The sequence below is a fragment of the Clostridium sp. 1001283B150225_161107_B6 genome (genome assembly GCF_015556325.1).
Taxonomy (GTDB): Bacteria; Bacillota; Clostridia; order Lachnospirales; family Lachnospiraceae; genus Enterocloster.
Genome location: NZ_JADNMD010000012.1, coordinates 182,190 through 206,716 on the forward strand (window position 1 = coordinate 182,190; position 24,527 = coordinate 206,716).

Sequence of the window (24,527 nt, forward strand, 5' to 3'; positions counted from 1 at the left end):
CAAATAAGGAGAGAAAACCATGCATATAAAAGGCGTGAATTTAGGGAATTGGCTGGTGCTGGAGAAATGGATGAGCCCGGCGCTGTTTGAAGGAACGGAAGCAGAGGATGAATATTACCTGCCCCGGCAGCTTTCGAGGGAGGTGTATGAGGCCAGAATCAGGATACACCGTTCAGAATATATCACGGAACGGGATTTTGTTGCAATCCGCTCCATGGGTATGGAAGCTGTGCGGATTCCTGTCCCGTACTTCATATTTGGAGACAGGGAGCCCTTCATCGGCTGTGTGGAGGAGCTGGACAAGGCATTCAGGTGGGCGGAGCGGTATGGTCTAAAGATACTGATTGACCTGCATACAGCGCCGGAAGGACAGAATGGTTTTGACAACGGAGGCATCTGCGGCGTATGTAAGTGGTCAAAAAACCCGGCAGAGGTGGAGTATGTCCTGGGTGTCCTGGAACGTCTGGCAAAACGGTACGGCAGGAGGCAGGGACTGTGGGGAATCGAGGTGCTGAATGAACCTGTTACGGAGCGGATGTGGAAGATATTTGACGTGCCAAACCGCTATCCTCCGGCAGAGCCCGCCACGGCAGAGGGGTCAGGCCCCATTTCCATGGAGTTTTTAAGGGATTTCTATCTGAGGGCCTATGACTGCCTGCGAAAGCATATGCCGGAAGATAAATATGTGGTAATTCATGACGGATTTGAACTTAAGGCGTGGAAGGATTTCATGAGGGAGGACAAATATGTAAATGTGGTCCTGGACACCCACCAGTATCTCATGATTGCGGAGGCGGCAGGCTGCGGACAGACCCTGCCCGCTTATCTGGAATATATCCAGAACCATTATGCCGCGGACATAGAGGAAATGCAAAAGTATTTTGATGTCATATGCGGTGAATGGTGCCTTTTCAACTCCCTGGCCTGCGGCTGTGATACAAAGGGGGGCAGAAGTGTGCTGAACGGCGAAGAAGGCGCAGGACAGGACGCTATGGATGAAAAGGAGAAAGGCCATATCTACAGGGCTCTGGCAGAGGCGCAGACAGAAGCCTGGGATAAAGGAAGCGGATATTTTTACTGGAGCTATAAACTACTGACAGACACGGTTAATGTACCTGGCTGGATTGGCTGGGACAGCTGGGATTTGGGCCGGTGCGCTGCCTTTGGATGGTTTCCGGTGCAAAGTAATAACATACAGGACCATGCCGGTGAGCACGGTGCTGTCCGAAATTATGAAGCTGCCCGGTGCCGTGCAGCCGGCCGGGATAAGGAGGAAATGAGATGATACACAACCCCATACTTCCGGGATTCAACCCGGACCCCTGCATCTGCAGAAAAGGAGACGACTATTATCTGGCAGTGTCCACCTTTGAGTGGTTTCCGGGAATCCCCATCTACCATTCGCGGGACCTGAAACACTGGGAGCTTTACACCCATGTGCTAACGGACGATGAAAAGGTGGATTTAAAGAAGCTTCCCAGTGCAAAGGGGGTCTGGGCGCCGTGCCTGACATACTGTGAGGCGGAAGATACCTTCTATGTGGTGTACGGCGTTATGAACTCCATGAATGCAAGGTATTTTGACGTGGATAATTATCTGGTGACTGCAAAGGACATAAGGGGACCCTGGAGCGAGCCGGTCTACCTTCATTCCTCAGGCTTTGACGCATCCATATTCCACGATGACGATGGCAGGAAATACATTGTCTCCCTGGAATGGGAGACAAGAGAAGGATATGAAAAGCCCGGCTCCATCTGCATGGTGGAGTACGATGCAGCTAAAAAAGAAATCGTGGGATATCCCAGACGCATGTGGCGGGGCGGTACGGACCGCGGATGCATCGAAGCCCCTCATCTGACAAAACGGGGAGAGTACTATTACATCATGTGCGCGGAAGGCGGCACTGGTTATAACCACTGCGTAACCATGGGACGTTCCGGGAATGTATGGGGACCATATGAGAGGGACCCCATGAATCCAATCGTCACCAGTGTGCCGGGAGAATCCTTCGAGAGACAGGACCCGGACCACTTAAAGCCCAAGTATTATAATCCGGATTCCATCCTCCAGAAATCCGGCCATGGAAGCTATGTGGACCTTCCCACAGGGGAGGTGTATCTGGTCCACCTCTGCGCCAGGCCCTTTGTGCCGGAGCTTCGCTGTACCCTGGGCAGGGAGACAGCCATACAGAAAATGATGTGGACAGAGGACGGGTGGCTGCGTATGGCGGACGGAAGCAATCTGGCAAAGCTGGAGGTGCCGGAGACTTCTCTTCCTGAGTTCCCGGTGGAGAAAATACCGGACTTTGACGGTTTTGACAGCAATGAGCTGGGAAATTTCTATTATGCGCCCCGTATCATGCCCCAGAGGTTTGCTGATGTGAATGCCAGACCGGGCTATGTACGGCTCAGGGGCCAGGAATCCAGGACATCCCTGAACAAGGTGAGCATCCTGGCCAGAAAGCTGACCAGCGTGTATGCCAGAATTACCACAAAAATGGAGTTCGTGCCCCAGGTCCACCAGCACAGTGCGGGGCTGATTCTCTATTACGACAACATGAATTACATAAACCTGAGAAAATATTACAGCGAAACTCTGGGGCAGAGCGCCTTATCCGTCATCCATCTGGAAAACGGAGTAAAGACGGAATTCCTCAACACCAGGATACCGGTGGAGGACCGGCCTGTTTACCTGAGGTTGTACGTACAGGGCAGACAGTCCTGGTTTGAATGGAGCTATGACGGAGAGGAATATGAGAAAATCGGGCGCATCTTTGATACCACGCGGTTTTCCGACGAGTACTGCAGATACGGGGAGTTCACCGGAACCATGGCAGGCATAACCTGCGCGGACCGTGTAAAACATGCCCATTATGCTGACTTTGATTTTCTGGAATATGTGGAGCAGCAGGGAGAGTAAGAGGACAAGGATATATGTATTGGTATGCCGGTTCACCCGGCATACCATTTTTCTTTTTAGATTGGGATATACCAAAACACATTTCTCATCCCCTCCCCCCAATCCCCAGTGCTTTTCCGCTGCCGAAACCATCAAAAAACTTGCATAGTCAGCTTGGGACGTGATAATATCTATAATATGGATAAAAGATACTTTGAGAGAACAGGAGAGGTAAGATGACAAGGGACAGGATATATGAGTATTTCATTGAAAAGGACAACAACTGTGCGGAAACCATGCTGCGCGCCCTGAATGACGAATACCAGCTGGGAATACCGGAAGAGTCGGTTAAACTGGTGGGCGGATTCGGAGGGGGAATGGGCTGCGGTAAGGCCTGCGGCGCCCTGTGCGGCGGATGTTCAGCCATCAGCTACCGGCTTATTAAGGAAAGGGCCCATGCAACGCCTGAGCTTAAACCGGCTGTGGCTGCGTTTGCAGAGGAATTCGTGGAACGTTTTGGTTCAGATGCCTGCTGTGAGCTGGTGAAAACCTATAAAAAAGAAGATACCCGCTGTCTCCACATGATTTGCATGGCTGCGGACATTGCAGATGCATGTTTTGAGAGAATCATATCAGCGGAAGAAAGGAAATAGAGATTATGAGGATATTAATTGTAGGCGGCGTGGCCGGAGGCGCATCCGTGGCGGCAAGGGCCAGGAGACTGGACGCCCAATCGGAAATCATTATGTTTGAGAGAGGGCATCACGTGTCATTTTCCAACTGTGCCCTTCCCTACTATCTCAGCGGCACGGTAAAGGACAGCAATGCCCTGGTCATGATGAGCCCGGAGAAGTTCAGGAAACAGTACGACATTGAAGCAAGGACGGACAGCGAGGTCCTGTCAGCGGACAGGGAGAAGAAGACCATCCGGGTAAGGGACGGGCGCACCGGGGATATCTATGAGGAGCGCTATGACATCCTGGTCCTTTCACCGGGGGCCAGTCCCATCCGGCCAAAGAGCATAGAGGGCGTGGACAGGCCCAATGTATTTACGGTAAGGAATGTGACGGATATTGTGAACCTGAAGAAATTCGTGACGGATTGCCGGATTCAGGATGTGGCTGTGGTGGGCGGAGGATTTATCGGCATTGAGGTGGCTGAGAATCTGAGCATGGACAAAAGACATGTAACGGTCATCGAGGCCCAGGACCAGATTATGGCACCCTTTGATTATGATATGGTACAGATGCTTCAGAAGGAACTGCTGGACCATGGAGTGGATGTAATTGTCAGCGACGGCGTCAGCGCCATCGGGGAAGACAGCATCACCCTGGCTTCGGGAAAGAAAGTCAAGGCGGGAATGACCGTGCTGGCCATCGGAGTTGCGCCTGAGACCAGCCTTGCAGAGGCCATGGGTCTGGAGCTGGGGGAGACAGGAGCCATTAAGGTGGACCACAATTACAGGACAAGCGACCCTGACATCTATGCAGTGGGAGACGCCATAGAGGTGTTTAACAGGCTGACCCATAAGCCTTCCAGGCTTGCGCTGGCAGGCCCGGCCCAGAGACAGGCCAGGGCAGCGGCAGACCATATGTACGGCATTCCCCATAATAACAAGGGAGTTATTGGCTCCTGTGCGGTCCGTATCTTTGACCTGAATGCAGCAGCCACTGGTCTGAACGAAAAGGCAGCCGGAGCAGCCGGTATTCCCCATGATTCTGTCTATATTATCCCAACGGATAAGGTTGGGCTGATGCCGGGAAGCGCTCCCATGCACTTTAAGCTGGTTTATGAATATCCCACAGGAAAGATTCTGGGTGCCCAGGCCATTGGGCGGGGGAATGCGGATAAGAGGATTGATGTCATTGCGGCCATGATTTCCATGGGAGGTACCCTGGAGGATTTAAAGGAGCTGGAGCTGTGTTATTCGCCGGTATTCGGAACCGCTAAGGATGTGGTGAACCAGGCAGCCCTGGTGGCCCTGAACCTGCTTTACGCAAAAGTGAGGCAGGTGCCTGTGACAAAGGTACGGGAACTGGTGGAGACAGGGGCGTGCATCATAGATGTCCGGGAAAAGAATGAATACGACCAGGGGCATTTGAAGACATCTGTCAACATCCCGCTGTCAGAGTTTCGGGACCGTCTGGATGAGATACCAAAGGATTGTCCGGTATACCTTCATTGCCGGTCCAGCCAGAGAAGCTACAATGCCTGCATGGCCCTTATAAACCGCGGGTACAGGAATGTATGGAATATATCCGGCTCCTATCTGGGAATCTGCCTGTATGAGTATTTTACGGATGTGACTACAGGGCGTGAGAAGATTGTGACTGAGTATAATTTTAAGTAATATTTCCGGGTGATTCCGGAATGGAAGGACCGGCGGCTTGCCGGTCCTCTGCTGTCCGGCAGGCAGGGGAATCGGGGATGGGATTCAGTTCCGGCCGGAGCCTGTTTGGGTCTGCCATGGGACAGCCAGAAAAGGAGGATGTTTCAATGACAATCGATGTGGAATCAAGCGTTCATGCGGGAAAGGCCATGGAGCTGTTTCTCAGCGGATATAACTGCGCCCAGTCCGTGTTTGCCGCGTTCTGTGACCTGCACGGCATGGAGGAAAAGGAGGCGCTCCGGTTAAGCTCCTCCTTTGGAGGCGGTATGGGACGGCTGCGTGAGGTCTGCGGGGCTCTCAGCGGCATATTCATGACAGCTGGCATTGTGTATGGTTATGACAGTCCCGGAGACAAGGATGCCAAGACGGAGCATTACAAGAGAATCCAGGAGCTGGCAGAGGCATTTCAGGAGAGGACAGGAACCCTGCTGTGCCGGGAACTTCTGGGCCTGGAGGGCACGGGAAAGGACAGCTACATACCGTCCGACCGGACCGAAGCCTACTACCAGTCCCGCCCCTGCAGGGAGCTGGTGGGTCTGGCAGCCGCCATACTGGACGCTTATCTGGCGGAGCATCATCCGACAGAGCACTACCCGGCGGAGCATCATCCGGCGGAGCATCATCCGGCGGAGCATCATCCGGCGGAGCATCACCCGGCGGAGCCAAAGCCAGTCTGCTAGTGCCTGTTTGAAAACTCATTCCTGTCAGATGCCGAACACGCTCCGGTCTGCTGCGGTTCCTTCCTGCATGGATGGCAGCCAATTGGGAGACAATGACAAGCATAAAGTTTCCGGGAGGTGCATATGGAACGGTCCGGTCGTTTCCTTAAAATTATAAAAATAGCTGCGGGAAGCCTGCTGGCCATGGCGGCTGCCCAGGCGCTGGGCCTTAAATACAGCTCTTCCGCCGGCGTGATTACCCTGCTCAGCATCCAGGATACGAAGCGGGAAACCATAAGGGTCATGGCCAGACGGCTGCTGGCTTTCCTGGCGGCAATGGTCCTTGGCCCGTTATCCTTTGCAGCGGCGGGATACCGGCCTTTGGCCATGGGGATTTTTCTGCTGATGTTTACTCCTTTATGCATGAAATGGGGCATACAGGAGGGGATATCCGTGAACACGGTTCTGATGACCCACATTCTGGCTGAGGGCTCCATGGGCATGGCGGACATTGCCAACGAGGCCCTTCTGCTGTTTGTGGGCACAGGAGTGGGGGTTCTGCTCAATCTGTACATTCCGGGTTCAGGCACAGCCATACGTTCTGCCCAGATAAAAATCGAGGAGATGTTTATCTGCCTGCTGAGACAGATGGCATCGGGACTGGAGGCAGAGGATGAAGCAGGACAGACAGACAGTGATGGATTTCAGGCATTGGAACAGGCGCTGGAGCAGGGGGAGCGCAGGGCTTACGAGGGCATGGAGAACAGCCTTTTGACGGACACCCGCTACTACCTTGCTTACATGGGGCTGCGCAGGAACCAGTTTGCCATCCTGTGCAGGATGCGGGACTGCTTTTCAAGGATGGAAACCATACCCGGACAGGCGGCCGTGGTGGCCTCCCTGCTCCGGTCCGTAAGCGTTTCCTTCCATGAACGGAACAATGCCCTGGAGCTGCTGCGGGAGCTTGAACAGGTAAAATTACAGATGAAGGCCCAGCCTCTTCCTGCCCACAGGCAGGAATTCGAGAGCCGGGCCTTGCTATACCTGAGTCTGATGGAACTGGAGCAGTTCCTGGTGCTGAAAAGGGAATTTGCCATGGGGCTGAGCCGGGAAGAAATCCGAAGGTTCTGGGGCGGGGGATGACCATGGCCTGGACCGGATGCAAAGCCGGAATAAACAAAAGCAGCCAGTCCGGCGCCCATCCTGGGGCTTAGGCCGGGGCAGCAAACTGCTCCGACAGCTTGTGGAACAGGGACTGGGCTTCGTCTCCCTGCCGGTTGATATAATCTGCTTCCGGAATTTCTATGTCATGAATCAGCACATTGCGAATCTTGCGCAGGGACACAATCTGGTTGATGCACTCCTTGTCCAGCAGATTCAGCCGTTTTAATGTATTGATGTTGAAGGCTCCCCGCACCTTGGGGGAATTTTTGGAAGAGACACGGTTGAGCAGCTGTTCCAGGGGCACCCATTGGCTGAAGAAGTATTCCACTGCATTGCGCTCGTCCACGCTGATGCCCTCCTGACCGGCCCGCAGCTCCTGGTAGATATGATAACGCTTTTCATTGCCCGTAATCATCTGGTCAATAATCTGCTGGGAGATGTTGCGCCGGTCCTTCTCGAATTTCACGGATTTGAGGACAGGCTCCAGCACCTTTACACTGTTCATTTTCAGGCGTCCGCTGAGCTTGAACAAAAGCTCAATATTGCCCATGCGCAGCTCAATATCCTCAGGCCGGAAGTTGTTGCTGAGATAATTGTACAGGTAGGATGCCAGCTCGTACTGTGAGCCGAATTCCGCATTCTTATTCCGGATGCGCTCATTGCCGGCGTCCTGAAGCCGTTCCAGGGCAATCTCGCCGGCCAGCACCAGGCCGTTCAGCTCGTCCAGGATTGCCAGCTCCTCATCGGACAGGGTCCCCTGGAGGGGCTTGTAGACCAAATCGTGTTCCACCTCAGACCATGCGTGCATGAGGACCGAAGCCACCTGGATTTCAATGCGGGCCGCGGCATACTTTTTCTGGGAAGGGTCCAGGGATTCCTCCTTCATATGGGCCCGGTAATGGTTGGCCCAGTAACCGGAAAAACGCTTGTTATAGGAAGGCGGTTTGGACTGCTCCGGGAACTGCTTGGTTTCCAGAAGGGTAAAGAGGTCGTTAATCAGGCCGTCCGCCTTGTCGCGGTCGCCCGGGAAGTAAAGGGACACCCTGACGCCGCACAGGTCTGCAATATCTTCATATATCTCACGCATGTTCTTGTAGGGGACTGTCCGCCTGGAATTGCGTATGAGAACCTTGCTTTTCAGACGTCCCGGGGCTTTGGCCCGGGATGTCACCATGGCCCGGATACCGGCTGCCTGAAGGGCGTTTTCCAGCTGTCTGGCAGCCATCCGGCCGGCTGTCTCATAAAAGTTCATCTTCTTCTTATAATTCTCTATGAACTGGTTTATTAAATCCATATTCACTCTCCGTCGTGCTTTGATACCCCATATTATATAACATTTTCAGAGGGAAGTCACCCCTGTGGTAACATTTCGGATAAAAAGTAAAAACCCGCTGGATTAAATGAAATTTGGTGCTATACTTAAAATAAGAAAGCTCCGGATGCATCCGGTCATGAAGGATGGTACATATGAAGAAAAAACTTATTCCCTTTGTCCTTTTCCTGTCTCTTTTGGGACTGGGAGCCCTGTCCCTTCTGTCCATACATAATCTGCAGGGAAATGCCAGGGTTATCAACTATACAGGCGTTGTCAGAGGCGCCACACAGCGTCTTGTCAAGGAAGAACTGAAGGGACATGCGGATGATGCCCTCATAGAGCATCTGGACGGGATACTGGATGAGCTGGCCACCGGCCAGGGAACCAACCGTCTCATCCGTCTGGACGACCAGGCTTACCAGGACCTTCTGGCTTCCATGGAAAGCCAGTGGCAGATGCTTAAAGAAGAAATTATGCTGGTGAGGCAGGGAGCAGACCCGGAGAACCTGTTTGAGCTCAGTGAGAGCTACTTCCAGCTGGCGGATGCAACCGTGACAGCGGCAGAGCTGTATACGGAGAAACAGGTAAATCAGGCCAGCCAGGGCTTCGGCGTCCTGATACTTGCCGCCATGGGAGTATGGGGGATACTGGTATGGCAGGAGCGCAGACAGGATAAAATGCAGGCTGTCATACAGGAAAAGGAAAATGCCAACCGGGAGCAGAAACAGCGTCTGGACCGCATGTGGGATACACTGCGCGCTCCTCTCAACGATATATCCGAGATGATGTATGTCTCAGATGCGCAGACCTATGAGCTGCTGTTTTTAAATGAGGCGGGAATGAAGAATTTCCACCTGGATTCCATTGAGGGAAAGCTCTGCTATCAGGTGTTCCATGGTCGGGAGGAACCCTGCCCGTTCTGCAGGGAGCATTTTACGGGTCATGGTGATATTGTTACATGGGAGAATACCAATCCCATAACCGGCCGCCATTATCTGTTAAAGGACCGTCTGATTGAGTGGAACGGCCGTCCGGCCCGTCTGGAGATTGCCTTTGATGTGACGGAGGCGGAAAAGGAGAAGCAGAGCCTGAAGTTTGCCCTCAGGGCAGAGGATATGCTGGTGGACTGTGTACGCAGTCTGTATGGAGATGCGGGAATCAGTGAAACACTTCCCGTCATTCTTGAAAAACTGGGGCGGTTTATGCATGCGGACAGGTCCTATGTATTCATGTTAAGGGACGGTAAGCTGTACAATGAATATGAGTGGTGCGCAGAGGGCGTGGAATCCCAGATGGAGACGCTGCAGGGTGTGCCTGTGGAACTCGTCAGCCGGTGGCTTGCGATTTTTGACCGGCAGGAGTGCATGGTGCTGGAGGATGTGCAGGAGCTGAAAGAGAATTACAGGGATGAGTATGAGGTACTGAAGATGCAGGGAATCACCAGTCTGGTAACAGCGCCTTTGGAACGGGACGGTCATTTCTGCGGCGCAATCGGTGTGGATAATCCTCCTGCGGAGGAGCTGGTTAATATAGGCCCTCTTCTGCGCACTCTGGGATATTTCCTCATGCTGGCTTACCGCAGGGATGAGAACGCAAAGGAATTAAACCGCCTCAGCTATCACGACACACTGACCACGTTCTACAACCGCAACCGGTATATTGCGGATACGGATGATATGAAGGATACGGATTCACCGGTGGGCATTGTATATCTGGATGTCAACGGACTAAAGGATATCAATGACCTGAGGGGACACGCCTTTGGAGATAAGGTCCTGGTGGAATGCGCCAGGCGGATGCGTGAGACCTTTGAAGGGGCTGATTTCTACCGAATCGGCGGAGATGAATTTGTCATCATATGCCGGAGATGGGGAAAGGAAGCGTTTGAAGAAAAGGTGGAGCTGCTCAGGAAGAATTTTGAGCGTGATACCATCTGCAGGGCAGCGGTGGGAAGCCGGTGGGCGAAGGAAACGGAAGATTTACCCCAAATCATTGCGGATGCAGATGCCAGGATGTATGAGGATAAAAAGGAGTTTTACCGCCGGAGTCCTGTGTCCAGGCGCTACAGGCACCAGAACGATGAGGTAATCAACCTGTCCAACCCGGAGATTCTGGCGGATGAACTGGGAAAAAATCATTTTGTGGTTTATGTACAGCCCAAGGTTTCCTCAGCGGACCGGACTGCTGTGGGGGCAGAGGCGCTGATACGCTACCAGTCAAAGGAAGGGTCCATGGTGCTGCCCGGAAATTTCCTGCCCCTTCTGGAGGAGGCCAAGACCATAAGCCAGGTGGACTTTTTTGTTTTTGAATTTATCTGCTCCAAGGTAAAGGAGTGGGCTGACCGGGAAAAACAGGCATTTCCGGTTTCAGTGAATTTTTCCAGGTTTTCCCTGGCCCAGCCCTCCTTTGTGGAACAGCTGGTGAAGCTGTGTGATAAATATGGAATCTCACCGGGATACCTGGAAATCGAGATAACGGAGAGTATACGGAACGCGCCGGAGATAGACTTAAAGGACCTGATAGGGAAACTGCGCCAGGCAGGATTCACCGTTGCCCTGGATGATTTCGGAACCGAGTATGTGAACCTGTCCCTGCTGTCTTCGGTGGAATTTGACGTGCTTAAGCTGGATAAGACCATGGTGGACGACATGGTCAATAATCCCAAGGCCCAGGCCATCATCGAATCCATTGCAGGAATCTGCAGGAAGATGGGAATCAGGGTGGTGGCCGAGGGAATCGAGACAGAGGAACAGATGTCCGTGCTGCGCACCTGCGGGGTGGAGACGGCCCAGGGATACCTGTTCAGCAGGCCCATATCCGTGGAGGAGTATGAGGAAAAATATCTGTAAGTCACATGGAATGAGGGGACGGAGACTGGCCGGCATGTATAGGGATATGGTTACAGGTGAACCCATGGAGGCGTCGGGCGTCAGTCTGCCTGGTTACGGATTTCTGTGGATGAAGCGTCAGTGCGGATGACAAAGCCGTATTCCGCCGTGCTTTTGTCCGCCCACTGGCAGTTTACCCGGAATCCTCTCAAAATACCTGCTTCCATATAGGAAGACATATCAGAACTCAGCATGGCTGCCCCGTTGGTATTCAGGGAAAAAACAGCTGTGCCGCCGGAACAGGCCAGGGTAAATTCCTCTGTGGCCTGTTCTGTGTATTTAGGGGAACCGTCATTCCGCAGTATGAGGTCCTGAATCGTTATGGTATCAGGGACCGTGCCATCCCTGAACTCCAGGGTTATATCCGTTCCCAGCTTGACGTACGGGATGTCCTGCACCTTTTCAACCAGATAGGAGAGGGGTTCTGCCCCGCAGGCAATGATGCCTCCCTCGTTTCCCTCACTGTCCGGCGTATATAATTCATATCCGCCTGAAGAAGAGGGGATTTCCTCTTTATCCGGCCCGCAGGCAACAAAAAGCCGGGGGATGACGGTGCCGGCGGAGGGGGCTCCGGTTGGCACTGTTGTTCCGGCCGGAACCGTTGCCCTGGCCGGAGCGCTGGAATTATATGTATCGCTTTTCCGGCTCAGAATGTGCCGCTGCGTGACTGCTGCCGTGCACAGGGCGGTCAGGAGGACTGTTAACATCAAAACAGGAATGAATCTGAATCTTCCTTTCATGAAAATTTCCTTTCCGGTCAATTAGGACCATTTACTTTGTTCTTCCATCATGTTTCCATATAATTAATATAATACAGCCAGCCCCATAAGACTTGAAGAAAAGCTGAAAAATTCTTACAGTTCCATGAGGAAATGCTTTTCTATTGATACTTTTGGAAAGGGGGTGTATTCTGTTAGATAGAAAAAAAGAAAATGAAAGAGGAACCTTCATGAGTCACTATGAATTAATCGGCTTTGATATGGACGGCACCATACTGAACAGCCAAAAGACCATATCGCCCCGTACATTAGACGCAGTAAACCGCGCTGCCCGCATGGGAAAACGCGTTATCTTATCCACCGGCCGCTGCATCAGCGAGCTGGAGGAATTCAGGGATGTCCTTGCCAGTGTCAGCCACTATGTCTGCGAAAGCGGCGCGCTGATTTATGATGCGGGCCGGCAGAGAGTCCTCCACTCAGAGACACTCCCGCCTGATTTGGTGGACCAGGTGCTGGAAATCGCTGCCCATGAGGACGTAATGGTATACATGATGAGCAGCGGACAGGCTCTGGCAAATAAAAGCCAGGTGGCGGACACCGGCCGTTACCACATGGGCATTTACCAGAAGATGATGGACCGGGTGGTGAATAAGACTGATGACATTGCCGCTCTTTACAGGGAAAAGCATTTTCCTGTGGAGAAGCTGAACCTGTTTTCAGCCTCCGCTGATATCCGGGAACGGCTTCATTCCCGGATTTGCAGGCTTCCCCTTGCCCTTGCATATGCGGAAGGCGCTTCCCTGGAGCTGTCCCCCCTGAATGTCAGTAAGGCCAGCGGTCTTGTATGGCTGTGCAGGCACCTGGATATCCCTCTTCATAAGACCATCATCGTGGGGGACGCGGACAATGACGCCCAGGTGCTGCAGATTGCGGGACTTTCTGTTGCCATGGGCAATGCCCTGCCCCACATAAAGGAAGGGTGCGATGTGGTGGTGGCTGACAATGACCACGACGGATGCGCAGAGGCAGTGGACCTCTACCTGCTTAAGGATTGAGAATCAGGTCCGGCAGGCAGGCGGACCTGGAAACAGGCGCCTCCTTCCGGTGAATCCGACACACTTATGGCGCCGCCGTGAAGCTGTACCAGCTCCTTTGCAATGCTGAGCCCCAGTCCGTAATTCTGTTTATCGCTTCGGGAGCTGTCTCCCCGGTAAAACCGGTCAAATATATGTTTCTTTGCCTCATTATCCATGCCGCAGCCCTGGTCTGATACGGTAAGGCAGACCATGTCCCGGCTGCGGGAGAGCAGATGCTTATCCGTCTGCACGGACGCGGCCAGTCTGACCTTTCTGCCCTTGGGCGTGTAGCGCAGGGCATTGTCCAGGAGGACGGCCAGAACCTGCTCCAGGCGGTTTTCATCCCCGGAAACCCTGGGAAGGGAGGATTCGGGCAGCTCCAGTTTCAGGCACACGCCCTTGTCCTGGTATAATGGCTCAAAGCGCTCGTAGACGCTGATTAACAGGGTATCCATGTCCAGAGGGGATTTCCTGAGGCTCCACTGCCCTGTGTCGGCAGAGGCCAGAAGCAGCATGTCGCCTACCAGGCAGGACATGCGGGAACACTCCCGGTCCATGTTATCCATGAATTTTTCCCTTTGGTCAGGAGCTGCCCGGACAGCGCAGATACTGGAACGGATAACTGCAAGGGGTGCTCTCAGCTCATGTGAGGCTGCTGCTATGAATTCATTCTGCTGCTTCTGGCTTTCCGCCAATGGTTTTAAGGATTTTCCCACCAATACCCAGCTGACGGACATCAGCGCGGCGATGCCGGCCAGATTGAGAAGAAAGAACAGGATACCCTGGCGGTAGAAGCCGAATCCCATGGGGTCCTTGAAGGCCAGCAGCGTCAGGCTCTGAAAGCCCGTCCGAGTGGGAAGGACAAGCACACTGCCCAGATAGGTGTCGCTGCGGTCCCCTGTTACCGTGAATACAGAGCTTCTGAGCAGGGAGGAGGACACCGGCCGCACTGACGGGTCAATGCCCTGGGCCTTGGCGGCTTCCCTGGCCCGCATAATTAAGGTGTCCCGTTCGCTGGCCGGGGACCAGGAGCCGCGGTAAAGAAGAGGCTTTCCATTATCCTCAATATGTATAATCAGGCGGTTATCACTTTCCAGCCGGGACAGCCAGGTGCAGCTGATGGTGGAGCCGGACTGGAGCCGGGAGGTGATATTCAGCATTTGGTTCTGAAAGGCATCCATGGCTTTTTTGCTGAATTCCCTGGCGCTTATGACCAGGATGCCAATGACCACCAGGGTCAGAATCAGGCCCGTGGTCATGGTGAAAAGGGCGGTGAGCTGCCGCCGGAGCCGTTTAATCATGAGTCCCTCCGTTATCAAGGCGGTATCCGATTCCATGAACCGTCTTAATCCGGGGCAGTGCCCCGATGGATTTAAGGCGCCGCCTCAGGAAATAGATATAGTTGTCCAGGTTTCCATCCTCCACCTCGGAGTCAGGACCCCATATGTAGGACAGAATCAGCCCCCTGGGAAGGACCTGGCCTGCATTGCGAATCAGGTACTCCATCAGGGCGGACTCGCGTTTGCTCAGCTGCAGGGTTCCCTGGGGGCCGGTAAGCTCTCTTTTTTCCGGGTCCAGGCTAATGTTTAAACAGGCTGCCGCGGGACTCTGTTTAAAATTCCCCGGCCGCCTGGTAAGAGCGCGGATTCTGGCAAGCAGCTCGCCCACGGCATAGGGCTTTACCAGATAGTCGTCAGCGCCTGCATCCAGGCCGTCAATCCTGTCGTTTATACCGTCCAGGGCTGTGGTGATAATGACCGGCGTGGTAATATTCATCCTTCTTAAGCCTCCCAGGACGCTGAGACCGTCCATCTGGGGAAGCATCCGGTCCAGTATGATTACATCGTAGGGATATTCAGCCGCATAATAAAAAGCCTCCTGTCCCTGGCAGCAGCAGTCGGTAACATATCCGGCCTGCTCCAGCTGCAGCTTTATGGCGTCGCATAATTCCTTATCATCTTCAACAAACAGAATCCTCATCATCCCATCCCCATTGTCATTGATATATGGAATCATTATAGCAGACAAATCTCTAAAAAGCCTAAAAGAAATTCTTCCGGTTTTTCAGTTTTTTTAGAGATTTGTCTGCTATGATACAGGGGACATGGAGATTGGCCGGGAGGGACTGGACGGCAGGAGCAGACTGCCGGACACATCTTCCGGAACCAGAAGGGAGAAATAACAATGAAAAAGAAATTTATGGGCCTGTGCCTGGCTGTCAGCATGCTGGCAGGCTGCCTGTGGGGCTGTTCCTCCACCTCCGGTACGTACGGCAGCGGGAATGGACATGGACAGCAGACAGAATCAGAGAAACAGGCAGGGGAAGGGGACCAGCCGGACGGACCAAGGGGAAGATATGTGGAGAGCAGCATAGACATACTGTTGGAAGAAGGGGAGAGAGCCGCCGATATCATACAGACAGAGGACAAGGTTCTGGAACTGTACACGGTCAGGGACAAAAAAGCCGGCAGATACATATGGACAGGTGAAAAATGGGAGAAACAGGACAACAGCCTGCTGGAGGGCCTGGAATTTCCATACGGGTCCCTGCACATGATATACGGGGAGGATGGAAACCGTTATGTGGTGTACCAGGCCGGGGATGATTATAAGACATTTATGATGAAGCTGACAGAGGGACAGGAGCCCCAGATGCTTCTGGACCATGTTTTTTCCGTCAAAAATGACCGTGAATACTACGATGTAAGACCTGACTTTGCGGCAGTGTCAAAAGAGGGATTGATTCTCCTGTCCCACAGCAGGATGACGGACGTGTACACGCCGGAGGGGGATTTGGTTCTTTCCCTGCCCCAGAAGTGGAGCTCCATGGAATGGAAGGCATCCGGCCTGCTTATGGGGGACAGCTATATCACAAACAGTGAAGGCGCCTACCTGAGCTATGATATATCCGGAATGTCGGCTTCTGCCAAGGAAGAGATACCGTTCCAGTCGCCGGATTTTGATATGTGGGCCCCCATGGCTGCTGACGGAAGCGGGGGGATATACATTGCAAATCCCCAGGGAATCCACCACATGAACCAGGGAGGAAGCCTGTGGGAGACAGTGGCTGACGGCAATCTGAATTCCCTGAGTATGCCCAGCGCCAATCTCAATAAACTGTTTGTGGGGACCCAGGATGATTTTTATGTATGGATATCCCAGGATGGCAAGGAGGAGCTGAAACATTATACATATGACTCCCAGATACCGTCCGTGCCTACCCGGACACTGACGGTGTACGGACTGAATCTGGAAGAGTCAGATACCATCCGCCAGGCAGCTTCCATGTTCCAGCTGGAACACCCGGATGTCAGGGTGGAATTGATTGACGGACAGACAGAGGCAGGCAGCACCACGGTATCTGATACCATAAGGGCCCTGAACACGGAGCTGTTAGGAGGAAACGGGGCGGACCTGCTGGTGTTGGACGGACTTCCGGCGGACTCTTACATAGAGAAGGGGATTCTTGAGGACATGAAGGAATCTTTAAGTCCCATGATAACTTCCGGAGAGCTGATGGAGCAGGTGTCAAAGCCTTATACAGAGGAAAACGGTGGTATTTACCAGATTCCCACCAGGATGCTGCTGCTGGCTGCCTATGGAGACAGCCAGGCCATAGCCAGCCTTGGTTCCATGGAAGCCATGAGGGATTACCAGAAGGATTCGTCCCATCTGCCCCTGCGGCCAAAGACAAATTATGAGAATCTGCTGCGTCAGATACTGATGCTGGAATACGATGAAATTGTGGATATCAATACAGGAAAGCCCTATCCGGATAAGATAAAGGAATTGCTGGAGACGGTGAAGGTCCTGGGGGAGGCAAACGGAGCCCGGCCTGCTTTTGATGAGTCCGAGGATGGGGGAAGGGGTAATGTCTACAACCTTATGCCGGGAACGGATGGACTGCTGGGAAGTGAGTACGACCGTGTGGACCGTGGCATGAGCGCCATTGCAATCGATAAGATAGAGGGGATGTACGATGTTCTGCTGCCCCTGGCGGTACAGAGAAAGCACGGTTTTGCCATGGAGGATGTAAAGGCGTCCTACCTGCCGGCGGGAACCATGGGAATCAACCAGGCCGGCCGGAACAAGGAGATGGCGCGGGAATTCATTCTCTTTGTGCTGGGGCGGGATGTCCAGTCAAAGGACCTCTCAGACGGTCTTCCTGTCAATGCTCTGGCAGCCCAGGACTGGGTGGACCGGGAAAATGCAAACGGCACATCCATTGCTGTCAGCGGTACGGACGGTTACGAACTGGCAGGCAGCTGGCCTGCAAAGGCGGAACGCCGGATTGTGTTTGATATTGCGGCCAAGGCGTCCCGTCCTATCCGGATGGACCGGGTTCTTACGGAAATCATTATCAATGAGACAAAAGGATTCTTTGAGGGAAGCCTGACCCTGGAACAGGCGGCTCAGAATGCGCAGAACAAGGCAATGCTGTATTTTTCGGAATAGGGAACATACCAACCCCCAATCCGGGAACTGTTTCAAACTCCATCCCCGTAACATGAGGCCATGGCTGTTCTTAGCCCCAAGTCTGGCGGGGACAGCAATATTCGTGCTCATACCCTTTGTGAACGTGGTGGCCCGCTCCTTTTTCCAGGCAGTGGGCGGGCAGTTTGTGGGCATGGAGAATTTTATGCAGGTTTTTCACAGTCAGGCATTCCGTCTGGCTGTGAAGAATACCCTGCATTTCATTCTGGTGTGCATACCGGCGCTGATGGCCTTCTCTCTGTGGACCGCCGTGCTTGTGACATCGGCTGCGGACAACCGGGGCCTGTATAAGACTACCATACTGCTGCCAATGGCCATTCCCGTGGCGTCTGTCGTGCTGCTGTGGAAGCTTCTGCTCTATCCGCAGGGGCTTCTTGACCAGATGGTGGTGCGGGCAGGGGGAACCGGCCGGGACTGGCTGAATCAGGGCAGTGCATTTTATATTCTGGTGCTGACCTATATCTGGAAAAACACGGGATACGATATGATGCTCTGGCTGGCCGGTCTGGACGGGATACCGAAAGAGCTTTTTGAGGCGGCAAAGGTGGACGGCGCCGGGGCCTGGCAGAGCTTTTACTATGTGGCCCTGCCCGGGCTCAGGAGCACATGTTTTCTGGTTCTGGTGCTGTCTGTCATTAATTCCTTCAAGGTGTTCAGGGAGGCATACCTTATATCCGGGGATTATCCCCATGAGAGCATCTACATGCTCCAGCACCTGTTCAACCATTGGTTCGTATCCCTGGATATCCAGAAGATGAGCGCGGCATCGGTGATGGTGGAATCGTCTATCCTGATTCCGGTGCTGTTTTGGACCTGGAAGAGGAAAAAGAGATGATAAAACGTATTGTGGTAAATGCAGTCCTTATTCTCCTGTGCCTGTTCATATGGCTCCCCCTGATTCTCATGGCAGGCAATTCGCTGATGTCGGAAGGGGAGATGCTTCAGCGCTTCGGCGCTGTCTTTGGCATTGGGAATGCTCCCATAAAGGCAGCCCTCATTCCCTCCTATCCCACGCTCAGTCCCTTTGTGGAGCTGCTTCTGGATTCACCGGGATTTTATGTGATGTTTTGGAACTCCTGCCTGCAGACAGGGCTGACACTGGCAGGGCAGCTGCTCATAGCCCTTCCCGGAGCCTGGGCCTTTGCCCACTTCCGGTTCCCGGGAAAGAGGGCATTATTTCTGTTCTATATCATTCTCATGATGCAGCCCTTTCAGGTGACCATGGTCCCCAATTACCTGGTCCTTAAGCAGTTTTGTCTGTTAAATACCCATCTGGCGGTTATTCTGCCGGGAATCTTTTCCGCATTTCCGGTTTTTATCATGACAAAATTTTTTGCATCCATTCCAACGCCCCTTATAGAGGCCGCACGACTGGATGGAGCAGGGGACTTTTCCATATTCATGAAGGTAGGCATGCCGGTGGGGCGGCCCGGCATCATTTCCATGCTGGTACTGGGATTTCTGGAATACTGGAATGCCATTGAACAGCCCATGACATTTTTAAAGGAAAAGAGGCTGTGGCCGCTGTCCCTTTATCTGCCGGATATATCGGCTGATAAGGCAGGAGCTGCCTGGGCTGCCTCGGTCATTATGATGGTTCTCCCTGTCCTGCTTTTTATCATGGGCCAGGATACGCTGGAGCAGGGGATTGCCGCATCAGGAATCAAGGAGTGAGTCTCAATGAATGTGAAAAAAGCAGCGGCCGTATTCCTGGCCCTTATGGCGGCCCTGACCTTTCTGTCCAGGGCGCTGGATTCCTTCACCGTCATACGGGTGAAGGCGGGATATGGAAAGCAGGATGTGGTTTCCTATACAGTACAGGGAGAGGGGGAGCTTACTGCCGGAAGAATGGTATACATATCACTGCCGGAGAATATGCAGGTGGAGGAAATCCAGGCCCGGTCCGGGCAGCCGGTGAAGGCCGGTGATACGGTTCTGACCCTTCAGATGGAAGGGCTGGAGGAGGAATGGGATGCCCTGGCTCTGGAGTACAGAAAGGCGGAGCTGGCCCTGAAACAGGAGCAGATGTCCTCGGCTGCTGTGCCGCGGGTGACTGAGGAGACCCTTGCACTGCAGCAGCTGGCAGCAGCCCAGAGGGCGCTGGAACTGGGAAACCGGGACCTGGCTGAGGCAGAGGCGGACCATGAGGCGGCAGCCATTGAACTGGAGCACGATTACGTACAGAAGAAGAACAGGACCAGGGAGCAGGTGAAGGAGGATAACCGTAAGGCCATGAAAAGTGCCAGAAGGGCGTATGAATCAGCTCAGAAATCCAGGGATGCTGCTGTGAGAAAGGCGGAGCGGGAAGTGGAGGACAGACAGAAGAAGCTGGACCGTCTGGAGGAACAGGAGGCTTCAGAGGAGGAACTGGAACGGGCGGGTCTGGAACTGGAGCGGGCCAGTGAGGATTTAGAGGATATCCGGGATGAAGAGGACCTGAAGGTAGAGGAGGCCAGGGCAAAGATGTATGCGGCCGAGGAGGATTATGAGGATGTGGATTACGGGGAAAAGGAAACCCAGGAGGACCTGAGAAAGGACTATGAGGATGCATTAAAGGCAGAAGATGATAAGCTGGAGGAAGCAGGCAGGAAGGTCCGGGATTTGGAGGAGAGCCTGTATCAGGCCATGGAAAAGGTGGAAAATGCAAGGGTGTCGGATGCCGGTACAGCGGCAGGGGAAGCAGCCGGAAGGGAAATGTCCGGGCTGAAACAGGAATCCATGAAACTGGATATGGAAGAAATCCGGAAAAAGCAGAGAAAGATGGAAGAATATATAGAAGCACAGGGACAAATCAAGGCGCCGGCGGATGGGGTGATGGTGGATACCGGACTGCAGGCCGGCGACCGAATCCAGGCAGGGCATCAGGTCAGGCTGGCAGTGGGAAGCCTGGAGCTAAAGGCACAGATTGACAAGGAGACTGCCGGGGCAGGTCTTTTGAAAAAGGGTACTGTGATGAAAGTAAAGCTGGCAGGGAAGTCAAAGAATGCAGAAGCAGAAGTGGAAGACCTGGTCCAGCTGGGAGAGGAGGGGAAAATCCAGTTGACGGCCAGGATGCAGGAAGGCGAAGGCAGTCTGGGGGACCAGGTATCCTTTGCTGTGAATATGGAATCCGGGGCATATCCCTGCGTGATTCCCATCGAGGCTCTGCGGGAGGATAATAAAGGATATTACTGCCTGGCTGCAGAGCCGGAGAAAACCATACTGGGAGAGGAAGAGAAGGCAGTGAGAATCCAGGTGGAGGTATTGGAAAAGAGCAGTTCTGCGGCGGCTGTGTCAGGTCTTGTGACAAAGGATATGAAGCTGATTACGGAATCCAACAAATCCGTGAGTGAAGGCGACCGGGTCAGGGTGGTGGAAGAATGAAACGATGGATTGGGCTGATACTCATCGCCGTCTTATGGGGGTATGGGGCCATCCTGGCCTGGACCATGAAGGATGCAGGAAACCAGGTGTTCCTGTACTGCGGGGAAGGGAGTGCAGTGGAGGCGGAGCAGATTTCCCAGGCGCTGGAGCGTGAACAGGAGCAGGGCAGGGAAATGCCCCCTGAAATTTCGGCCTGGTCCCGGACAGAAAAGGTAAAGGTAATGAACCCCGTATTGGGAAGGTCAGAGGAGGCGGACTGCATTATTGTATACGGGCATAAGGAAATGGCGTCATACCGCAGGCTGCTGGGAGGCACATACGGCTACCGGTCAGACCAGGATGGATGCGTCATCAGCAGCGGTCTTGCCATGGAACTGTTCGGAGGTCCGGATGTGACGGGAACATATATCTGGTGCAGGGAGAAGGCTTACAGGATACAGGGTGTTACCGATGATTCATCCCTTGTCATACTGCTGCCCGCCAAGGCGAAAGACGCCATGAGGTTCATGTTGCTTACGCGGACGGATTATGCAGGTATGGAAACAGGGAAAACAGCAGTGGAACGTTTTTTGTACAGGAATGGGATTCACTCCGGAAAGGTCCTGGTGGACGGAACTTATTTTTCCTCCGCCGCAGGCTTTGGAATATGTCTGCCCCTGTGGATGATGCCGCTGCGGGCGCTCACTGCTTTTAGCAGCAGGAGAGAAAGGAAGGTGGAAAGGGGAAGGGAGATAAGGGGATGCATCCTGGCAGCCGTGTTCTTTCTGGCAGGAACATTCCTGGCGTGGAAGCTGGAACTTAAGATACCTGCTGATTTGATTCCCAGCAGGTGGTCGGATTTTGAATTCTGGGCCAGGAGGATAGAGGAACTGCGGTTGGATATGGCTGCCACAGGGGAGGCCGGGGCGGTCCGGTGGCTGGCGCAGTTAAAGGGCAGGCTGGCCGTGTGCCTCATCTGTTCCCTGGCAGGCGGGGCAGGAGGTATCATGTGGAGGCGGACCTGACTTGTGGAAGAGGAGAATACGACTATTTTAATCTGGTATCAGAGGATTCATTTTATACAAAAATACCTTTGACGGAACTTACAGAAAATGGTATGATATGAATAACGGCGTGTAGCAGAACTGCGTAAATCCAGTTGACTGTTTCAGGCCGTTTTTTTGTTTCAATTTGGGATGGTGAAACAATGACAATCAAATCAATCCGGGCCATGACAGGTCCGGGAAAAAGCGTGTAGCCTAAGGCATAAAACCAGCTCTTCAGGCATCACGCTTTTATTTTTTTATTAAGGAGGAGAGTCCAATGAACCAAAAATCCAACACCTTTCTTGAAACAGAGCCAATCGGCTCCCTGATGGGAAAGTACGCAGTCCCCTGCATTATTTCCCTGCTGGTGGCAGCCCTGTACAACATTGTGGACCAGATTTTCATTGCCAATGCAAGCTATCTTGGGTCCTACGGAAATGCGGCCAACACCGTGGTATTCCCCCTGACCGTGGTGGCCCTGGCAATTGCTGTCATGATAGGGGACGGCTGCTGCGCTTTTGTCAGTATCAGTCTGGGTGCGGACCGGAAGGATGCTGCCCATAAGAGCATTGGAAGCGCCGTGATTCTCTGCGTCATCAGCAGCCTGGCGCTGACGGTTATTTATCTGGTATTGATGGAGCCAATCCTTACTGTATTTGGGGGCAGGGTCAACGAGGAGACCTTTTACCACGCAAAGGAATATTTTTTCTGGATTGCCCTGGGAGTCCCGTTTTACATGTTCGGCCAGGCCATGAATCCAATCATCCGTTCCGACGGCAGCCCTGGGTTTGCCATGATATCCACTTTGGCGGGAGCCGCTGTCAATATTATCCTGGACCCTGTTTTTATCTTTATATTCAGATGGGGCATGATGGGCGCTGCGGTGGCCACTGTCATAGGCCAGGTGTTGACAGCGGCTCTTGCGGTATGGTATCTGCGCCGTATGAAGGCGGTCAGACTTAAGAAAGGCAGCTTCGCCATCCCTGTCCCGTTAGCCGGAAAGTATCTGCCCTTAGGCATCTGCAGCTTTCTTTCCCAGATATCCCTGGTAGCCGCCATGGCTGCCATCCAGAACATGACACTGAAATACGGCGCTCTGGACCCTGTGTTTGGTCAGGTGCAATACGCCCAGATTCCCATGGCCGTGCTGGGAATTGTCATGAAATTTTTCCAGATTGTCATTTCCGTGGCAGTGGGCATAGCGGCAGGCTGTATCCCCATTGTGGGCTATAACATAGGGGCCGGAAGGAAGGACAGGGCAAAAGGTCTGTTTACCCGCCTGCTGGCAGCAGAAGCAGCGGTGGGAGCCCTGGCCCTTTTGATTGCAGAGTTTTTACCGGAACAGCTTATAGGCCTGTTCGGGGCTGCCAATGAGAGTGTTTACTATACGGATTTTGCAGTGAGATGTTTCCGGATTTATCTGTGCATGATGATGTTTGCCACAGTAAACAAGTCCACATTTATTTACCTCCAGTCCCTTGGAAAGGCATTTCTCTCCACCATGCTTTCCATGGTGCGCGAGGTGGTATTCGGCGTGGGATTTGCGCTGCTGCTGCCTGGTTTTTTCGGACTGGACGGGGTACTGTATTCCATGCCTGTGTCAGACGTACTGACCTTTCTTATTTCTGTATGCGTCATAAGCTATACATACAGGACACTTAAATCATGAAATGAAAAGGAGGATGTGATAAATGGAACGCATGGTTAACAGGGAAACGGTAAAGAACCGGATTATTACAGTCAGCCGTGAGTTTGGCAGCGGCGGAAGGACCATTGGAAAGGAAACAGCTCAAAAGCTGGGAGTTCCTTGCTATGACCAGGAACTGATTGAAGCCATAGCAAAGGAAAGCGGATTTGCCAGAGAGTATATTGCAGAGCGCGGAGAGTATGCATCCAGTAAGGGCTGGCTGGCCAGCGCCCTGTCCGACCGGGATTTTTACGGACACTCCAATCAGGATTACCTGTGGACCGTACAGAGAAGGGTGATTCTGGACCTGGCGGCCCAGGGCCCCTGTGTCATTGTTGGGCGGTGTGCGGATTACATCCTGAGGGATTATGCGGACTGCCTTACAGTGTTCATCCATTCCGCGCCTGACAAGCGGGCGGAGCGAATCGTGAAGCAGTACGGTGAGGGCAGCGATGCGCCGGAAAAGCGGCTGAAGGATAAGGATAAACGGCGGGCAGCTTATTATCAGTTCTATACGGACAGGAAATGGGGAGAGGCCCGGAACTATCATATTTCCCTGGACAGCGGGATGCTGGGGATTGAATCCTGCGTCCGGGTTCTGGAGGGATTGTTTTAGGATGTAAGCGTAGCGTTTGACGGACCCATTTGCGTCCTGGAATATATGGGGCGGCCCGGAGAGAACGAATTCCATTCTCCGGGCCGCCCCATGAGCTGCGGGTATTGATGTTCTGCTGTCCCTGTGCGAGTGTGTGAAGAAAAGTCTGTAAAAGCTGATCTTCTATGATAATAACTGGGCTGAAAGTTCTTTCTTGGACCTTCAGTCCTTGTATTATATATAACAGCAACTACT

At 53.2% G+C, this 24,527-nt stretch carries 19 protein-coding genes; 15 read left to right on the forward strand and 4 right to left on the reverse strand.

Going from position 1 to position 24,527, the window contains the following annotated elements; translation table 11 throughout:
• Positions 1 to 19: 19 nt before the first annotated feature.
• The 6 genes from I2H39_RS22910 (at position 20) to I2H39_RS22935 (ending at position 7,089) form a co-directional block, all read left to right on the forward strand.
• A complete protein-coding gene (locus I2H39_RS22910; protein ID WP_195627619.1) occupies positions 20 to 1,285 on the forward strand; it encodes a cellulase family glycosylhydrolase in 1,266 nt (421 codons plus the stop codon).
• Positions 1,282 to 2,919: a glycoside hydrolase family 43 protein gene (locus tag I2H39_RS22915; protein WP_138305705.1), complete on the forward strand. Its 1,638-nt coding sequence runs from the start codon at positions 1,282 to 1,284 to the stop codon at positions 2,917 to 2,919. Before I2H39_RS22910 ends, I2H39_RS22915 begins: the two co-directional genes overlap by 4 nt.
• Positions 2,920 to 3,134: 215 nt before the next feature.
• Complete coding sequence (locus I2H39_RS22920; protein WP_138305706.1) at positions 3,135 to 3,551, forward strand: C-GCAxxG-C-C family (seleno)protein; 417 nt, start codon at positions 3,135 to 3,137, stop codon at positions 3,549 to 3,551.
• A 5-nt stretch (positions 3,552 to 3,556) separates the two neighbouring features.
• Complete coding sequence (locus tag I2H39_RS22925; protein WP_138305707.1) at positions 3,557 to 5,248, forward strand: FAD-dependent oxidoreductase; 1,692 nt, start codon at positions 3,557 to 3,559, stop codon at positions 5,246 to 5,248.
• A gap of 77 nt (positions 5,249 to 5,325) precedes the next feature.
• The gene (locus I2H39_RS22930; RefSeq protein WP_330640992.1) at positions 5,326 to 5,967 is read left to right on the forward strand and encodes a C-GCAxxG-C-C family protein; all 642 of its coding nucleotides are present in this window, start codon (positions 5,326 to 5,328) and stop codon (positions 5,965 to 5,967) included.
• Positions 5,968 to 6,090: 123 nt separating this feature from the next.
• Positions 6,091 to 7,089: an aromatic acid exporter family protein gene (locus I2H39_RS22935; protein WP_195627620.1), complete on the forward strand. Its 999-nt coding sequence runs from the start codon at positions 6,091 to 6,093 to the stop codon at positions 7,087 to 7,089.
• A gap of 67 nt (positions 7,090 to 7,156) precedes the next feature.
• Here the strand turns inward: I2H39_RS22935 and I2H39_RS22940 are convergent, their stop codons facing one another.
• Positions 7,157 to 8,404, reverse strand: a complete 1,248-nt coding sequence (locus I2H39_RS22940; protein WP_138305709.1) for a RelA/SpoT domain-containing protein — start codon at positions 8,402 to 8,404, stop codon at positions 7,157 to 7,159.
• Positions 8,405 to 8,577: 173 nt separating this feature from the next.
• Between I2H39_RS22940 and I2H39_RS22945 the strand changes: the two genes are divergently transcribed.
• A complete protein-coding gene (locus I2H39_RS22945; RefSeq protein WP_195627621.1) occupies positions 8,578 to 11,274 on the forward strand; it encodes a GGDEF and EAL domain-containing protein in 2,697 nt (898 codons plus the stop codon).
• 80 nt (positions 11,275 to 11,354) lie between these two features.
• On the opposite strand, the gene I2H39_RS22950 is transcribed toward I2H39_RS22945, so the two are convergent.
• Positions 11,355 to 12,020: a hypothetical protein gene (locus I2H39_RS22950; protein WP_207671106.1), complete on the reverse strand. Its 666-nt coding sequence runs from the start codon at positions 12,018 to 12,020 to the stop codon at positions 11,355 to 11,357.
• A 242-nt stretch (positions 12,021 to 12,262) separates the two neighbouring features.
• Here I2H39_RS22950 and I2H39_RS22955 point away from each other — a divergent pair, with 242 nt between their 5' ends.
• The gene (locus I2H39_RS22955) at positions 12,263 to 13,087 is read left to right on the forward strand and encodes a Cof-type HAD-IIB family hydrolase (RefSeq protein ID WP_138305712.1); all 825 of its coding nucleotides are present in this window, start codon (positions 12,263 to 12,265) and stop codon (positions 13,085 to 13,087) included.
• Here I2H39_RS22955 and I2H39_RS22960 read toward each other — a convergent pair.
• Entirely contained in the window at positions 13,069 to 14,409 is a 1,341-nt protein-coding gene (locus tag I2H39_RS22960; protein ID WP_195627622.1) for a HAMP domain-containing sensor histidine kinase, read from the reverse strand. The two genes, I2H39_RS22955 and I2H39_RS22960, sit on opposite strands and share 19 nt — an antisense overlap.
• Positions 14,402 to 15,088: a response regulator transcription factor gene (locus I2H39_RS22965; RefSeq protein WP_138306216.1), complete on the reverse strand. Its 687-nt coding sequence runs from the start codon at positions 15,086 to 15,088 to the stop codon at positions 14,402 to 14,404. The genes I2H39_RS22960 and I2H39_RS22965 overlap by 8 nt, the downstream gene beginning before the upstream one ends.
• A 204-nt stretch (positions 15,089 to 15,292) precedes the next feature.
• Here I2H39_RS22965 and I2H39_RS22970 point away from each other — a divergent pair, with 204 nt between their 5' ends.
• The 7 genes from I2H39_RS22970 to I2H39_RS23000 all read left to right on the forward strand — a co-directional run bounded on the left by I2H39_RS22970 (position 15,293) and on the right by I2H39_RS23000 (position 24,293).
• Positions 15,293 to 17,563, forward strand: coding sequence for a hypothetical protein (locus I2H39_RS22970; RefSeq protein ID WP_195627623.1), 2,271 nt, complete (start codon positions 15,293 to 15,295; stop codon positions 17,561 to 17,563).
• 52 nt (positions 17,564 to 17,615) lie between these two features.
• Complete coding sequence (locus I2H39_RS22975) at positions 17,616 to 18,437, forward strand: sugar ABC transporter permease (RefSeq protein ID WP_330640990.1); 822 nt, start codon at positions 17,616 to 17,618, stop codon at positions 18,435 to 18,437.
• Complete coding sequence (locus I2H39_RS22980) at positions 18,434 to 19,276, forward strand: carbohydrate ABC transporter permease (protein ID WP_138305716.1); 843 nt, start codon at positions 18,434 to 18,436, stop codon at positions 19,274 to 19,276. The genes I2H39_RS22975 and I2H39_RS22980 overlap by 4 nt, the downstream gene beginning before the upstream one ends.
• Before the next feature lie 6 nt (positions 19,277 to 19,282).
• Positions 19,283 to 20,965, forward strand: coding sequence for an HlyD family secretion protein (locus tag I2H39_RS22985; RefSeq protein ID WP_195627625.1), 1,683 nt, complete (start codon positions 19,283 to 19,285; stop codon positions 20,963 to 20,965).
• Positions 20,962 to 21,969, forward strand: coding sequence for an ABC transporter permease (locus I2H39_RS22990; RefSeq protein ID WP_195627626.1), 1,008 nt, complete (start codon positions 20,962 to 20,964; stop codon positions 21,967 to 21,969). Before I2H39_RS22985 ends, I2H39_RS22990 begins: the two co-directional genes overlap by 4 nt.
• Before the next feature lie 298 nt (positions 21,970 to 22,267).
• A complete protein-coding gene (locus I2H39_RS22995; protein WP_195627627.1) occupies positions 22,268 to 23,659 on the forward strand; it encodes an MATE family efflux transporter in 1,392 nt (463 codons plus the stop codon).
• Positions 23,660 to 23,681: 22 nt separating this feature from the next.
• The gene (locus I2H39_RS23000) at positions 23,682 to 24,293 is read left to right on the forward strand and encodes a cytidylate kinase-like family protein (protein ID WP_227146052.1); all 612 of its coding nucleotides are present in this window, start codon (positions 23,682 to 23,684) and stop codon (positions 24,291 to 24,293) included.
• The last annotated feature ends 234 nt before the right edge of the window (positions 24,294 to 24,527 follow it).

Coding starts and splice junctions, on each gene's coding strand:
- I2H39_RS22910 (WP_195627619.1), top strand. CDS start 20: ATGCATATAAAAGGCGTGAATTTAGGGAATTGGCTGGTGCTGGAGAAA.
- I2H39_RS22915 (WP_138305705.1), top strand. CDS start 1,282: ATGATACACAACCCCATACTTCCGGGATTCAACCCGGACCCCTGCATC.
- I2H39_RS22920 (WP_138305706.1), top strand. CDS start 3,135: ATGACAAGGGACAGGATATATGAGTATTTCATTGAAAAGGACAACAAC.
- I2H39_RS22925 (WP_138305707.1), top strand. CDS start 3,557: ATGAGGATATTAATTGTAGGCGGCGTGGCCGGAGGCGCATCCGTGGCG.
- I2H39_RS22930 (WP_330640992.1), top strand. CDS start 5,326: ATGGGATTCAGTTCCGGCCGGAGCCTGTTTGGGTCTGCCATGGGACAG.
- I2H39_RS22935 (WP_195627620.1), top strand. CDS start 6,091: ATGGAACGGTCCGGTCGTTTCCTTAAAATTATAAAAATAGCTGCGGGA.
- I2H39_RS22940 (WP_138305709.1), bottom strand. CDS start 8,404: ATGGATTTAATAAACCAGTTCATAGAGAATTATAAGAAGAAGATGAAC.
- I2H39_RS22945 (WP_195627621.1), top strand. CDS start 8,578: ATGAAGAAAAAACTTATTCCCTTTGTCCTTTTCCTGTCTCTTTTGGGA.
- I2H39_RS22950 (WP_207671106.1), bottom strand. CDS start 12,020: ATGTTAACAGTCCTCCTGACCGCCCTGTGCACGGCAGCAGTCACGCAG.
- I2H39_RS22955 (WP_138305712.1), top strand. CDS start 12,263: ATGAGTCACTATGAATTAATCGGCTTTGATATGGACGGCACCATACTG.
- I2H39_RS22960 (WP_195627622.1), bottom strand. CDS start 14,409: ATGATTAAACGGCTCCGGCGGCAGCTCACCGCCCTTTTCACCATGACC.
- I2H39_RS22965 (WP_138306216.1), bottom strand. CDS start 15,088: ATGAGGATTCTGTTTGTTGAAGATGATAAGGAATTATGCGACGCCATA.
- I2H39_RS22970 (WP_195627623.1), top strand. CDS start 15,293: ATGAAAAAGAAATTTATGGGCCTGTGCCTGGCTGTCAGCATGCTGGCA.
- I2H39_RS22975 (WP_330640990.1), top strand. CDS start 17,616: ATGAGGCCATGGCTGTTCTTAGCCCCAAGTCTGGCGGGGACAGCAATA.
- I2H39_RS22980 (WP_138305716.1), top strand. CDS start 18,434: ATGATAAAACGTATTGTGGTAAATGCAGTCCTTATTCTCCTGTGCCTG.
- I2H39_RS22985 (WP_195627625.1), top strand. CDS start 19,283: ATGAATGTGAAAAAAGCAGCGGCCGTATTCCTGGCCCTTATGGCGGCC.
- I2H39_RS22990 (WP_195627626.1), top strand. CDS start 20,962: ATGAAACGATGGATTGGGCTGATACTCATCGCCGTCTTATGGGGGTAT.
- I2H39_RS22995 (WP_195627627.1), top strand. CDS start 22,268: ATGAACCAAAAATCCAACACCTTTCTTGAAACAGAGCCAATCGGCTCC.
- I2H39_RS23000 (WP_227146052.1), top strand. CDS start 23,682: ATGGAACGCATGGTTAACAGGGAAACGGTAAAGAACCGGATTATTACA.